The organism is Caballeronia fortuita, from assembly GCF_001544835.2.
In the GTDB taxonomy this organism is placed as follows: domain Bacteria; phylum Pseudomonadota; class Gammaproteobacteria; order Burkholderiales; family Burkholderiaceae; genus Caballeronia; species Caballeronia fortuita.
In genome coordinates this window covers 37062-51352 of record NZ_FCNX02000006.1, presented here as the reverse complement: position 1 = coordinate 51352, position 14291 = coordinate 37062, and the positions used below count along the sequence as shown (strand labels likewise).

Annotated in this window: 11 protein-coding genes; 8 read left to right on the top strand and 3 right to left on the bottom strand. The window is 63.1% G+C overall.

The features are described from left to right. Positions 1 to 12: 12 nt before the first annotated feature. The 3 genes from AWB77_RS13020 to AWB77_RS13010 are packed head-to-tail and all read left to right on the top strand — an operon-like array spanning position 13 to position 3210. Positions 13 to 978 (top strand): substrate-binding domain-containing protein, encoded by a 966-nt coding sequence (locus tag AWB77_RS13020; RefSeq protein ID WP_061134864.1) that lies wholly within the window; start codon positions 13 to 15, stop codon positions 976 to 978. 46 nt (positions 979 to 1024) lie between these two features. Next, positions 1025 to 2092 carry a sugar phosphate isomerase/epimerase family protein gene (locus AWB77_RS13015; RefSeq protein WP_061134863.1) on the top strand — a complete coding sequence of 356 codons (1068 nt, stop codon included), beginning with the start codon at positions 1025 to 1027 and terminating at the stop codon, positions 2090 to 2092. Further along, a complete protein-coding gene (locus AWB77_RS13010) occupies positions 2089 to 3210 on the top strand; it encodes a Gfo/Idh/MocA family protein (protein WP_061134862.1) in 1122 nt (373 codons plus the stop codon). Before AWB77_RS13015 ends, AWB77_RS13010 begins: the two co-directional genes overlap by 4 nt. An 84-nt stretch (positions 3211 to 3294) precedes the next feature. Here the strand turns inward: AWB77_RS13010 and AWB77_RS13005 are convergent, their stop codons facing one another. After that, entirely contained in the window at positions 3295 to 5727 is a 2433-nt protein-coding gene (locus AWB77_RS13005) for a hypothetical protein (RefSeq protein ID WP_061134861.1), read from the bottom strand. Between the two features lie 191 nt (positions 5728 to 5918). Then, positions 5919 to 7205: a YadA family autotransporter adhesin gene (locus AWB77_RS37315; RefSeq protein WP_082852654.1), complete on the bottom strand. Its 1287-nt coding sequence runs from the start codon at positions 7203 to 7205 to the stop codon at positions 5919 to 5921. Between the two features lie 561 nt (positions 7206 to 7766). On the opposite strand from AWB77_RS37315, the gene AWB77_RS12995 reads away from it, so the two are divergent. Further along, entirely contained in the window at positions 7767 to 8477 is a 711-nt protein-coding gene (locus AWB77_RS12995; protein WP_061134859.1) for a DUF1521 domain-containing protein, read from the top strand. A 1314-nt stretch (positions 8478 to 9791) separates the two neighbouring features. Here AWB77_RS12995 and AWB77_RS12985 read toward each other — a convergent pair. Further along, a complete protein-coding gene (locus AWB77_RS12985) occupies positions 9792 to 10124 on the bottom strand; it encodes a ribbon-helix-helix domain-containing protein (RefSeq protein ID WP_061134857.1) in 333 nt (110 codons plus the stop codon). 451 nt (positions 10125 to 10575) lie between these two features. On the opposite strand from AWB77_RS12985, the gene sctC reads away from it, so the two are divergent. From sctC to AWB77_RS12965, 4 genes are all read left to right on the top strand, one after another. Then, the gene (gene sctC / locus AWB77_RS12980) at positions 10576 to 12315 is read left to right on the top strand and encodes a type III secretion system outer membrane ring subunit SctC (protein ID WP_167354138.1); all 1740 of its coding nucleotides are present in this window, start codon (positions 10576 to 10578) and stop codon (positions 12313 to 12315) included. Continuing rightward, positions 12312 to 13406, top strand: coding sequence for an FHA domain-containing protein (locus AWB77_RS12975; protein ID WP_061134855.1), 1095 nt, complete (start codon positions 12312 to 12314; stop codon positions 13404 to 13406). The genes sctC and AWB77_RS12975 overlap by 4 nt, the downstream gene beginning before the upstream one ends. Positions 13407 to 13504: 98 nt before the next feature. Further along, on the top strand, positions 13505 to 13861 hold the full coding sequence (locus AWB77_RS12970) for a hypothetical protein (protein ID WP_061134854.1): 357 nt from the start codon (positions 13505 to 13507) through the stop codon (positions 13859 to 13861). Between the two features lie 89 nt (positions 13862 to 13950). After that, positions 13951 to 14274: a hypothetical protein gene (locus tag AWB77_RS12965; protein WP_157694806.1), complete on the top strand. Its 324-nt coding sequence runs from the start codon at positions 13951 to 13953 to the stop codon at positions 14272 to 14274. The last annotated feature ends 17 nt before the right edge of the window (positions 14275 to 14291 follow it).

The following is a 14291-nucleotide window of genomic DNA, read 5'->3' as shown; positions in this document are numbered from 1 at the left end:
GGAGACATCGTCATGAAGAAAATGCTTCGCGCGCTCGGCGCGCTCACGTTGGCGGCGAGCGCGTTCGCCGCTGCGTCGTCGTCCGCATTCGCCGCCGACAAGGTCGTGCTCGGCGTCGCCATTCCGACGGCGGATCACGGCTTCACGGGCGGCATCGTGTGGTGGGCGAACGAAGCGAAGAAGGAACTGGAGAAGGCGCATCCGGACCTGAAAGTGATCGTGAAGACGGCGGGCACCGCGCCCGAGCAGGCGAACCAGTTGCAGGATCTCGTGACGGTCAACAAGATCAATGCGCTCGTGATCTTCCCGCAGGAATCGGCATCGCTCACGCAGCCGGTCGCGCAAGTCAAGAAGAAGGGCGTGTACGTGACGGTCGTCGATCGCGGCCTCACCGACACCAGCGCGCAGGATGCGTATGTCGCCGGCGACAATACCGCGTTCGGCAAGATACCGGCCGAATATCTCGCGAAGGCGCTGAACGGCAAGGGCGATATCGTCGCGCTGCGCGGCATTCCGACGACGCTCGACAACGAGCGCTGGAACGCGTTCGAGGGCGTGATGAAGCAGTATCCCGACATCAAGATTCTCGATGCCAAATACGCGAACTGGAATCGCGACGATGCCTTCAAGGTGATGCAGGACTATCTCACGCGCTTCAAGCATATCGATGCCGTGTGGGCGTCGGATGACGACATGATGGTCGGCGTGCTGAAGGCGATCGATCAGGCAAAGCGCACCGACGTCAAGATCGTGTTCGGCGGCGCGGGATCGAAGGAAGCGGTGAAGCGCATCATGGACGGCGATGCGCGCGTGCCCGCCGATGTCTCGTACTCGCCGAAGTTCATCTACGACGCGATCAAGCTCACGGCCGAAGCGCGCCTGAAGGGCGACAAGCTGCCGCCGACGACGATCATCCCGTCGGTGCTCATCACGAAGGACAACGCCAAGCAGTTCTATTTCCCGAACTCGCCGTTCTGATGTGCGAAGGCCGCGCATGCGGCCTTCCTTTTTCTAGAGGCGCAAGATGAAAACGATCAAAGGCCCGGCGATTTTCCTCGCGCAGTTCATGGGCGAGCAGGCGCCGTTCGATACGCTCGCAAACCTCGCGTCGTGGGCGTCATCGCTCGGATACAAGGGCATTCAGGTGCCCGCCGATCCGCGTCTGATCGATCTCGAGAAAGCGGCATCGAGCAATGCGTATTGCGACGAGATTCGCCGCACCGTCGATGATGCGGGCGTCGCAATCACCGAATTGTCGACGCATCTGCAAGGCCAGTTGGTCGCCGTCCATCCCGCATATGACACGCTCTTCGACGGCTTCGCCGCGCCGCACGTGCGCGGCAACCCGGCGGCGCGCACCGAATGGGCGATCGCACAGATGAAGCTCGCGGCGGCGGCGTCGCAGCGTCTCGGCCTGAACGCGCACGTGACGTTCTCGGGCGCGCTCGCGTGGCCGTATGTGTATCCGTGGCCGCAGCGTCCGGCGGGTCTCGTCGAAGCCGCGTTCGAAGAACTTGCGAACCGATGGCGCCCGATCCTCGATGAGTTCGATCGCGCGGGCATCGACGTGTGTTACGAGCTTCATCCTGGCGAAGACCTGCACGATGGCGTCACCTTCGAGCGCTTTCTCGCGGCGGTGGACGATCATCCGCGCGCGAACATCCTGTTCGATCCGAGCCACTTCATGTTGCAGCAGCTCGATTACCTCGCGTTTATCGATATTTATCACGCGCGCATCAAGGCGTTTCACGTGAAGGACGCGGAGTTCCGGCCGAACGGAAAGCAGGGCGTGTACGGCGGCTATTCCGGATGGGTCGATCGCGCGGGACGTTTCCGTTCGCTGGGCGATGGCCAGATCGACTTCAAGGCGATCTTCTCGAAGATGGCGCAATACGATTTTGCAGGCTGGGCCGTGCTCGAATGGGAGTGCGCGCTGAAGCATCCGGAAGACGGCGCGCGCGAGGGCGCGGTGTTCATACGCGATCACATCATTCGCGTGGCCGAGCGCGCCTTCGATGACTTCGCGGGCAGCGGCGCGAGCCGCGAGCAGATGCGCGGCGTGCTCGGCATCGACAGCGGAGACAAGCGATGAATCGCGTGCGGCTGGGCATGGTCGGCGGCGGCGAGGGTGCGTTCATCGGCGCGGTGCATCGGATCGCGGCGCGGCTCGATGATCGGTATGAGCTCGTCGCGGGCGCGTTGTCGTCGGATGCGCGGCGTGCTGCGTCGAGCGCGGCGGCGATCGGACTCCCGCGCAGCTACGATGATTATCGCGAGATGGCGCGCATCGAGGCGGGACGCTCGGACGGTATCGAGGCGGTCGCGATCGTCACGCCGAATCATCTGCATGCGCCGATTGCGACCGCGTTTCTCGAAGCGGGCATACATGTGATCTGCGACAAACCGCTCGCCGTGTCGCTCGATGAAGGCGAGGCGCTTGTGAAACTCGCGCGCGAGAAGGATCGCGTATTCGCGGTGACTTATACCTACACGGGCTATCCGCTCGTGCGCCATGCGCGCGGGATGGTGCGGCGCGGCCTGCTCGGCGATATCCGCGTCGTGCAGGTCGAGTATGCGCAGGACTGGCTGTCGCTTCCTGTCGAGACGCAGGCGAACCGGCAGGCCGCATGGCGCACCGATCCGGCGTTGGCCGGCCCGGCGGGCTGTCTCGGCGATATCGGCACGCATGCGTATCAGCTTGCGGAGTACGTGACGGGTATGCGGCCTTCCGAGCTTTGTGCCGACGTGACGACGTTCGTGCCGAATCGCCGTGTCGACGATCATGTGCAGGCGATGCTGCGTTACGAGAACGGCGCGCGCGGCATGTTGTGGGCGAGTCAGGTCGCCGCGGGCGAAGAGAATGCGTTGCGGCTGCGCGTATATGGGTCGAAGGCGGGCATTGCGTTCGATCAGCAGACGCCGAACGAATTGTGGTTCACGCCGATAGGCGGCGCGTCGGAACGCATCACACGTGGGCGTGTGCAGAGTCCTGAAGCGCTGCATGCGACGCGCGTGCCGGCGGGGCATCCGGAAGGCTATCTGGAAGCGTTCGCACAGGTTTATACGGATGCGGCGGCGTGTATCGCGAGCGGGACCACTCAAGGCGACGACTGGCTGACGACCGTCGAGGATGGGGTCGCGGGGTTGAGGTTTGTGGAGGCGGTGTTGCGCAGTGGTAGCGCCGATGGGAAGTGGATAGCCGTCGGATGACGCCGCACCGTTGCCAGGCCGGTGCGGCGGCTTTGCCTGCTATCCGCGCGTTACTTCATGCGCAGGCGGTCATGGCTGAAGCAATCAGGCGCTAGCAGTATCCGAGGTCTCCTGTCCGGCATCCGCTGCGGGCGCAACGTCGTCGACGGGTGCTGCGGACTGTGTGTCGCTGTCGGCGTACGCTGCGGACGATTGAGTTGCGGTCTTCTGAGCCGAAGCGTCCTCGGAGGCCGCTGTTGCCTGCTTCGTGATATCGCCGCCTGTCGCGATGTCCTGTTGCTGCTGGGCGGCGGGCGCAGGTTGCAGCGTATCGCCCGATGCTGCCGCGGCGACGTTTTGCGTTTGCGACTGCGCACTCGCTTGCGGCTGTGTTCCGTCCCCCGCTGGCGTCTGCGCCTCGTATTTTTTCCAATCCGCGAAGGTTGCCGCATTGGCAGGACTCAGTGGACCGGTCTGCCGGTCATGCTCCTGGCCATCGCTGCCAACCGTATACGAAGTGTGCTGCGTGCCCGTGGCCTGATCGACGTCACGGCTGCCATCGGGTTTATAGGTGACGTGCGTGAGTGTCCCGGAACCAGCATTCGGATCGTAGCTGGTGGAGGACGTGGGCCTGCCGTTCGCGTCGTAGCTGTTGATCGCACCGACATTACCCTGCGCATTGCGCGACTCGATGGTATGGCCGCCGTCCGGATTCGTCGTGTTCTCGCCGGTTACCTGGCCAGTTTCCGGATCGTAATGTGTCGTCTGCATGCCCATCGGCGATATGTTCTGCGTCTGCGTCAACTGGTTCTTCGCATTGTAGGACTGCGTCATCATTGAGAAGTCCGCGTTGTTGGGCGTGGTGACCACACGGCTGCCATCGGGTTGATAGTCGATATTTTTGTTCAGCGTTTCCGTCACGGGGTCGAAATACTTCGCGCTCACGCGATTGCCCTCCGGGTCGAACTGCACTCGCGAGCCCAGTGTGTTCTGATCGTTGTACGAGTTGAGGGTCCTGCTGCCGTCCGGCCCGGTCACGACCTGATTCGTCACCCTGTTGGTCGCCGGGTCGAAGTAGTTCTGCTGGCCACCCAGGGCATTGTTCGCGCCCACCGGCTGAGGCGGCGCAATGCCCGCTACCTTGTCGGCTTGCGCGTTGAATGTCTGCATTTCCGCCGGCGTGTAGTTCACGGCTTGTTCGGGCGACCGATTGCCGTTCGCGTCCGTGGTGACGCGCGTTCCCGCCCCGTCCGCGCCGATGGTCTCGGTGACGCGGCTGCCATCCGCGTTGTATCGGACGTTGAGATTCATCCGGCCAGTATCGGGGTCGTAGGCGCTCATGCCGGTGCGGTTGCCCTGCGCGTCGTAGTCGTTTTGCAGGCCCACCTTGTTCATGTCGTTGAAGGAGTAAAGGCTGCGGCTCCCGTCCGGATGCGTCACGACCTGATTGGTGTTGCGGGCTTCATTCGGGTCGAAGTAGTCCTTCTGCGTTTCGCGGCCGTTGGCGTCGTACTGCGTCATCCGGGTCGTGCGATTGTCCGGATTGAACTGCGTCTCGAGTTTCGAGCCGTCTGGATTGAAGCCACGTTCGACGCCGGATCCGTCGGGATTGAAGTCGCTCTGCTGGAGCGTTTTTCCTTCGCCATCCTTGACGGTCATGCCGTAGCCGCCGTCCGGCCGGTACGTGTACGACGAACTCTGGAGGAGCTTGCCCGACGCGTCGGCCGTCTCGTTGGACTGTAGCCTGCCGTCCTGGTACTTCTGCGTGGAGACGTCGCCGGATTGCCAGTTCTGCGTCGCGGAAGTGATATCGCCGGTGTTGGGGTCGCCCTGATAGCTGGCCGAAACCGGCGGGCCGGGTTCGATCGGCGGCAGGCCGGAAAAGTGGCGGGCGTCATAGTCATAGGTGCCGTCGGTGAAGTGGCGGTCGTGGGCCGCCGTCGCTCCCATGCCCTGCTGAATGATCCGATTGTCGTTCTGCGCCTCCGTCAGTCCCGCAGGGCGATTCTTGGCTGCCGCATCGAAAGCCGCATACGCTTCCGGCTCCGAAGTGTTGGCTTCGATGGCAGGCAGACCGTCCGCCGCGAGGCTGTTGTTGATCTGATTGCCGATCTTCCAGTTGTTGTAGGCGCCTCCGGTCTCGTTGAGCACCGAAAGCATGCCGTAGCCAGGGTAGGCGCCAGGATCGCGCGGGTTCATCGCGCCGGGGTATTTGTCCTTGAATGACATGTCGCTGGGGTCATAGTTGACGTGCCCGAGTTCGTGGGCGAGCAAATTGACGAATTCGCCGTCGGTTTTTTCGCCCACGTCGGGGGCGAATTCCAGTCGCTTGTTGTCATAGTTGTAAAGCCCATCCGCTGGCAGGTTCGCGTTCACAAACATCGGCTGCAATGTGCCTGCGGAGACCCTTTCGTTCGCCGCATTGAGTTGTGCGACGAAGGTCGGGCTTCTGTTGATCAGATCGAGCTGCGACTGCGTGGGCTTCACGTCGCCCCAGATCGGCTCGCTTCCGGTGATGGGTTTGAGTTTGACGCTCATGTGTCACCTCTTTCAGATTGATAAAGGGAACATGCCGTCTCTTCCCGGAAAGCTTCGCCGGCATTCGTTCGACGGCATGGCCGCGACTTGCGCGGTGTCCTAACGATCTCAAATAGACGATTCAGGCGGTGATACTCTTTCATTTCCATTCGGGTCGACCCGGCGCAATTCGAGCGCAAACCTTCGCGCGATCAAGCCCTCAACACGATTCCAATGCCGACGCGGACGATCGTGCTGTTGCCGCCCGCCGTCGATATGCCGAGGTTCATATTGACGTTGCCCTTCTTGTTCCAGCGCGAGACGCCAATGCCGAGCGCCGCCTGGCCGCGGTAGTTTGCAATGCCCGCGTTGAACGTCGTACGGCCTGGCAAATACGGCGTGACGATATTGAGCGCCGAGGCCGACGCGATCCCGCGTCGCGCGGACTGGTCGACGCTGTCGATGCGGTCGTTCAGACCGCGCGTCGCCTGATTGAGCTGTCCGAGGTTCACGGCGTCGCTGGGGGCGGTGCCCGGCGCGACGTTGGTGATTTGCCGCTCGTGCCCCGCGCTGCCGACGGAGACCGTCTCGTCGCGGTCGGCGACCGAGTCGGCACCGATTGCGACGGAGCCGACGCCGCGCGCGACGGCTGCCTCGCCGAACGCGCTCGATCGCTCGCCGCTCGCCGCGGCCCCGTCGCCCACTGCGACGCTCTCCGGGCCCGCGACACTGAACGATTTCGCCGCCGCGTGCAACGCCGGATGCGGCAGGCGCGAAGCATCGGCATTCTGCGTGGGTCCGGCATCACTCGCCGTCTGCTGGGTGATCGCAGGGCGCTGGGTTTCTTCGATTGCGGCAATGCGGTTCGCATCGACCGCACGTGCAGGCATCCGGAATGCGACGGCCCGACTCGACGCGTCCCGTCTTGCGCGCATGGCAGGAGAAGGCGCATCTGAGCCGAGCCGGTTGCGAATCATCAAGCGACGAGGAACGGCGTGCTCGTGCTGGACTGGCGCGGCACGTGGCTTCCGCCGCCGCTTATCGCCATGAGCGTGGCCCGCTTTGACTTCCACGGCGCCCGAAGCGACGCTGCGCTCCGTACTGCGGAATGTGATGCGCATCGCCCCGGAGCGGGCATAGGCAACAACGCCGGACGCTGGCGGGTAGGCCGGTTGCAACGGATCGAGCCTGGCAGGTGAGGCCGGCGGGCTCGCCGGTACGCGCGAGGACGAATCGGTTGCCATTGTCATGTCGGCATGTCGCTCGCCGTATATCCACGCGCTCATGTCCGAATTCTGATAGCTCTGCAATCCAGCGATGGACTCGCTTTCGGCGAACGAGAGCGACGCCGTGCCGCCGAGTCCGAGCAGCGCCAATGTCTTCACGGCCCGCGACAGAACGGCACACGCCACGCGTAGTGTGACGCTTCGGTTGACGTTCGGCGCGAGTCTCGCCACCTGTGGGAACGGGCCTGCGTTGGAATCGGTTCGACGAAGCATTAGTAATCCGTAATAATGTTGGAATTGTTAGATTCGGGATGGCGAGAAGGAATCAATTCGCCTTCGGAAGGCGCGCTCTGCACGCATTGCGGATTGCACCTGAAGATTAGCTACCGGATTCGCAGGCCTGGTGATACTCCGTCACCGCGGAAAATATCGGAAAGCCGAGTTTCGCGATGTGCTGAATAGGTAGTACACCGAACGATGAATGGCGAATAGTATGTGCTCTGCAGGGGATGCATCCGGGATGCGGTATGCTCGGGTGCCCTGCAAAAAGGTGGTATCGATGAACTGCTAATCTTCTTCAGGGAAACCAAAATGCAAGCAGCGCTTGATAGTTCTTCCTCGTTCTCGATGAACCCGTTCGCTGGCCGATCGACGTCGTTCTCGTCGTCGTCTTCCGCGAGTAGCCGGAGCGATATGTCCTTCGGCTGGCGGACTTTCATGCCGTCCTTCCAGTCGTCCTGTCAACCGTCCTTTCAACCGTTCTCGCAGCCTTTCTCGCCGCCTTTTTCGTTGCCGATGCCGTCGGCGCCGTCGCGAGGATTCGGCGGCGGCAGCATGTCCAGCTCGAGCTTCAGCTACACGGCCCAGCAGATGTCGCGCACGCCGGATAGGTTTAGCGACTATTTCGCTTCGGGTGGTGCGACGTCGTTCGAACGTCAAGGCCCGTTCGGCAATACTTCGTACAGCCATATGGAGTCCACCAGCTATATGGATCAAGGGTACACGTCCCCTTACGGCGGGTACGAGACCGGGTCTGGCTCGGGCCAGTGCAATCGATGGTCCGATTCGGGCGTCCAGGACGGCAAATCGTCGATCGATCTTGGCGACTACAAGCTCGCTTTCGACAAGTCGGACTCTTCGATGCTCCTGACCAACAAGCAGTCTGGCGATGCAACGAAGATCTGGGGCGATCCGCATATCGACCTCCACTCCGGTGCGGGCAATCAGCAAAGCGGCATGTTCAATGGTCCGCTCACGTTCAGCCTGCCGGATAGCACCACGGTTGCGGTCGGTACGGAGCCGGCGAACGGCAATCCCGGCGTGTCGTATGCGGACAGCGTGAAGATCACGCAGGGCAATCGCGCGTATGTCGTCGGTGGTCTGAGCCAGCAGGACAGCGCACCGCTTACCGTGCAGCGCGGCGATGCGAGCGCGGCCGGGCCGGCGCCGACGGGCGGTTACCAGCTGATCGCGAATCCTAACGGCTCGGGCTGGATCAACGCGCAAACCCATCAGGAAGCCCAGGCCTCCGACTTTCATGCCTGATAGGACATAGGCGGGCAACGCTGGCGTAGGATCGGCGGCGGCGGCGGCGGCGGCGCGAGTTGCCGCCGCCGCTTGCATTGCCATGTTGGCGAAGCTGCGCGCTTCAAGAGAGCAGGGCCGTCGGTGCTCCGGCGGATTGCCGAAGCACATGTGCGTGCGACGCAATTCGGCGCTTACTCGGATAGGCTCTCCACGATCGTCACAATCGGCACGATCGCCTTCCGTAAATGGAAATGGCCGGTCCGCATGAGTGGAACCGGCCATTCCCCGCGAGGCGACCAACAAATCTGACGTGCGCAGCAAGTTCGCCTCCGCGCGCGCGTCATCAAGGTCAAGCTCAGGAGTGTTGAATCAGGCGTCACCGCCGCCCGCGTCAGCTGCTGCGCTCGCGTCGCTCGCGCCGGCGTCGGCGGCAGGCGCTGCGTCGACTCCGGTGTCTCCGGCGGGGACCGCGCCTTCAGCTGCGGCGGCCGCTTCGGTATCGGCGGGATCGGGCGGCGTGTTGCCACCTTGGCCGCCCGAAGGGCCCGAGCTCGAGGGCCCCGAACCCAAAGGACCCGAACCTGAGGGGCCCGAAGCCGAGGGGCCCGAGCCACCGCCACCGCCGCCACCGCCACCGCCACCGCCACCGCCACCGATTCCGTGCATCATCGAACCGAAAAGGCTAGCGAGAGGCTTTACGAGGCTCTGCATAGCCGTGGCCAGTCCGCCGAGTTCGCCGAGCGGATTTGCGGGCTTGCTCGGGGCTGCCGGCGCACTTGCAGGTCCGGGCGGCGCCGCCGCGCGGGCGGGCGGCGCGGGCGGGGCAGCGGCATGTGTGGCGCTCGTTGCAATCGGCGCGGCGACGTTGGGCGTTCCCACGAAGCCTCCGCCCGTCTGAGGCGTTGGGGTCGCGAGATTCGCTCCGTCGCTTGGCATCATCGGCGCAGTCGGGGCGCCGGCAAGGGCAAGAGACGACGGAATCGACGAAGAGCCCGCGGACGAGTCGAGGGCAGACGCGGGCAGCTGCATGCCTGCTGCGCCAGCCTGCGCCGCCATGGCCTCGGCGCCGGCGTCATCCTCCTGCGTCACGGGCGAAAGATGTAAGAGCGCATAATTATCTCCCAGTGCTTGAGCGGGGTCCGTTTGGGTCGGTGCAGCGCCGCTAGCCAATATTCTCGGCAGTGCTGATGTTCTGTTGACTACTAGCATATTCGATCCTTTTCAAGTCGATTCTGCGCGTCCGCGCAGATGGTCGTTTTGTTCGCCAGATTCATCCATTCGCGTGATGTGAATTTGGTCCGCGCACCTCCTGTTTGTGATTGAGACTCTTCGCTATCGAGTCGCGAGCTGCGTCAGTCCTTTCGACAGCCGCCCCCAATCCTCCCCTGCGATCATGGTTTCGACGCGCCTGGCGAGTTGAACGACGCAGACCACGCGCACATAAGCAGTAAAGTTTTTTACGTCGTCTCCGGTCAGATCCATCTCCATTGACCAGTTCGACAGCAGCTTCCCGACGCTGACGGTCTCGTGACAAGCCAATGCTTCGATGATTTCCCAGTAGATTTCTTCCAGGCGGATGCACGTCGCGAGTCCGTTGATGCGTATGGATCTTTGCCGCGGTTCAACCAGTTTCACGCTGAAGTTGCAATAACGTTTTTTGACCATATGAGTGACTTGCTTGGCCTGCGGTCAGCATCGATCGCGGCGATCTGCGTCAGGCGTTAGCGGCATCCAATTGCGATTTTCTTGTTTGGTACGTTTACCTAATTTCATTCGGCATCCTGCTTACATCTAAAAGAACCTTGCATTTTGTGGGTGTGCTGCTGCTGATTGCCTCATGCTTCATCAGCGGTTGAAATACTGAGCCTGAAAAAAATAGTCGTGTGGTAAATCTCTATGTCATCCTGATTGATAGGCAGGGGTACATTCTGGTCATCGCATGCCGGCCTGACCGGAGCAGGAATATGAGATGTCCATGAACTGGCGTAGAAAACGTAATCGTCCCTCGATGCGCGGCCACGCGATTCGCATCGCTGCCACTCGCATCATTCCGATTTGCATGGCATTGCAATCCGGAATCTCTCATCCGGCAGAACCGCTATGGCAGGGCACTGCCATGCGGTATGTCGCGCACGATTCGCGACTTGCCGACGTGCTGATTGACGTGGCGAGCGCCGGCGGTCTGCGCCTCGACGTCGCGCGCAATGTGCGCGGCAATGTGAGCGGCGTGTTCGAAAACAAGCCGTCCGAGGTGTTCCGCACGCTCGCTGAGGCCTGGGGTCTCGTTTGGTACTTCGACGGACAGACGATCCATGTGTCGACGGCCGACGATGTGCGCAGTCGCACGATTTCATTTGCGCCGCTCACGAGAGATACGGTTGCCGCACTGCTGCGCAGCCTCGATCTCGACGACCCGCACCTTCCCTTGAGCTACTCGAAGGACAGCGTGAAAATAGTCGGACCATCACGCTATGTCGACGCCATCTCGGAAGCGATTACCAAGGCGCAAGAGCGGCCGCCGGTGCAGGAGCCCAGCTTCGAGCAGACGCAAATCCGCGTATTCAGGCTTCGCTACGCCCAGGCCCAGGACATCACCTACAACTCGGGCGGTCGTCAGCAAACCATCGCAGGGGTCGCGTCGTTGCTGCGCCGGCTCATGGAGAACACCAGCGCGCCCCGGGCATCGGCCACGCGCGGCACGCGCACGGATTCAGCGCACAGCGCACGCGGCGGCGTGCCTCCGCTGCCGGGCGTGCCCGGGCTTCGCGAGACGGCATTGGCCGCATCGAGTCTCGACAGCGAGGCCGAACTGCCGCAGTCGTCAGTTACGCCAGCCCGGCGCAGCATCATCGCCGACGCGCGCACCAACTCCGTCGTGGTCTATGACGTACCCGAAATGATGCCCGCCTACGAGCGAGCCATTTCGATGCTCGACCAGCGTCAGGACCTGGTGGAAATCTCGGCGCTGGTCATGGATGTGTCCAGTGACGCCGCCCGTGAACTAGGTATTCGCTGGGGCGGTGCCGCGAGCTCTCGGAATGCGGGCGTGCCCTATGGCGTCGGGTTATCCGTTCAACCGGACGGGACGAGCGCCGCGGGCATGTCCGACGCCGGGCTCACTTTCACCACGCTGATCGGCAACTCGGTGCGCTTCCTGTACGGCCAGATTCACGCGCTGGAACAGGACGGACGCGCACGTGTGCTTTCCCGGCCGCGGGTGCTGACGTTGAACAACGCGGAGGCGGTGTTGTCGTCGCGCAATTCGGTGTATGTGCGCGTCGCAGGCAATCAGGACGCCAATCTCTTCAACGTCGATACGGGACTGACGCTCAAGGTCACGCCGACAGTCGAGCAGAGCGGCGCCGCGCGCGGCAGCATCCTGCTCAGCGTACAGATCGAAGATGGATCGTTCGACAACGACGCGTCCGTCGACGGCATCCCGCGCGTGAATACGAACTCGATCATCACGCAGGCCGTGGTCGGTGACGGAGAGAGCCTGCTCATTGGCGGTTACGAGTACGAGCACAGCCTGAACAGCGGATCGAAGGTGCCCATTCTCGGCGATCTTCCGGTGATCGGCGCGCTCTTCAATGACGATCGCACGGTCGTGGGTCGCACCGAGCGGCTCATACTCATCACGCCTCAGATCAAGCGTTTCTCGCCTGCGACTGGCGCAAGCGCGCCCGTAACCGATCCGTCCGCGATCACGCTTCCGGTCGTGCCGGATGCCGCGTCGTCATCGCCCATCGCGGCCACGCAGCGCCCGCACGAAACGTTCGTGGCGCCGCCGCTGCCGCCGGGCGTGCAGGCCGCGTCGGCTTCCGGTCAGCTGGGTTTGCCCGGGAGGACGCAATGAACCGCGTTGCGCGTCTCTATGTCACGCAGGGCCTGCATGCAGGTGCGAGCATCGCGCTTCTGAGCGACCGCGAAGTCGTCATAGGTGGCGATGGAGAAGCAGGACTCGTCCTCGTGGACGCGGGCGTCAAGCGGCGTCATGCGACGGTGCGTCTGCAAGGCGACGAACTCGTGCTGCGCACCATGAGCGATAGCGTGGTGGTGTTCGGGCACACGCTCGGCGCCGGCAGGAAGACGCTGCTACAGCACGGGGCGAGCTTCCGGATCGGTGAAGCGGCCTTGTTGTTCGGCAATGGCGCATTGGTCACCGACCGGGACGCACAGCGGGCCGAACTCGCGTGGCTTTTCAGGCATGCGCCGCTCGCATGGTTGCGCAGGCGCTGCGCGGGCGTGCCTCGCTACGTACGCCTGATGCTGATATTCGTGCCGCTCGCGCTCGCGTCGCTATTCGTCATGAGCCTTCTGACTCCGCCGGCGCCGGTCGCGCAATCGTCGTTGCTCGAGAAGCCGGCGTTCCGCAACGTTCGGGTGAGAGACGACAAGACCACGGGAATGCGTCTGTACGAAGGCTATGTGCAGACGCCCGCCGAACTCGGCGCGTTGACGCTCGAAGCACGTGCGCAAGGCGGCGCGGCAAGCGTGCGCGTAGCGGTCATCGACAACATGCAGGAGCAGTTGAGCGATTTCCTCGACCTGTACTATCGCGGCGCGCAACTGAACGCGGCGGACGCGGGAACGTTCAATGTGACACCGCCCGAGCGCACGGCCTATCTGCAGGCCGAGTCGTGGGACTACGCACGGATCGCGCGTCTTGCGCAGAGTCAGGTGGAAGGCCTGAAGGCGCTGCGCTTCGCCGGTCACGAGAACGAAACCGGGCCGGTGCGCGTTCCGATGGAGGCGCTCGGCCTGAATCTGGTGAGTTCACCACACGCCGCCTGGCTGGCCGACCGACAGGGCGTGCGGTATTTCGCAGGCGCTCGCGTGGCAATCGGTCGAATCCAGCGCATCGGAACATGCAACGCGACCGTCATACGTGACGACGGCAGTGTGTACGACCTCGTCACACGCATCGACGAAGGGAAGTCCTGCTGAGCACCCGGGCATCACTCCTTTGAACGCCGGCGCACCGTTCCAAGGCTAATGGAGTCCGTCGACTCGAGAAGTGCGTCTTTTAATCAGGAAAACGAAACATGCAAGCTGAGAACGTTGGATTCACACCCGCGATGTACGGCTACGGCGGGCAGATGTATAACCCCGGCGGCGTGAGCATGATTGCCGCTGACGGCACGCTTTCCCTCGCCAGCGTCTCGGAGGCGGTCAAGCGCGTGCTGCAGGGGCAGGCTCAACAGATCAACCAGCTGCAGCAGGCGGGCGCGCAGGAGGGGCAAGGCGGTCAGGGCGGTCAGGGCGGCGGCGGAGTCGGGAGCGCCACGATGCTGAGCATGCAGGCGAAGGTGGGCGAATACACGGCATCGCTTCAGCAGGGCACCTCGATGATGAGCAGCCTTGCTGAAACGCACAAGTCGGTTGCCCAGAACACGAAGTAGTACGTCGCTTCGCGCGCGAGGCCCCCGTGAGGGGGCCATCCGCAGGCGCTTTCTCACGTCATTTTCCACCAGGCACAAGGAACCCTTCGATGTCACCGCAAGCCATCGGGATGCTTCCCGTTTCCCTCGACAGCATGCTCACCGTTTCCGCTGTCGCGCCGACGCAGCCAAGTTCCGGCGAAGCAGGCGAACCCATGTTGTCCCGCCTTGCAGAACGCGCGCAAGACTCGCTGCAAAGCGCCGCCGCACCGCTCGACATCCTGCGCGATCCTGCCCGGCGCAATCCGCTCACGACCGGCGAGCTGCTGACCCTGCAGGCAGCGGTGTCCGACTACTCGGTCACGCTGCTCACGCTCTCTCATCTCGCGCAGAGCGCCGGCAGCGCCATCCAGTCCCTTACTCAGAGAACATGATGCGACGCGCACTGTTT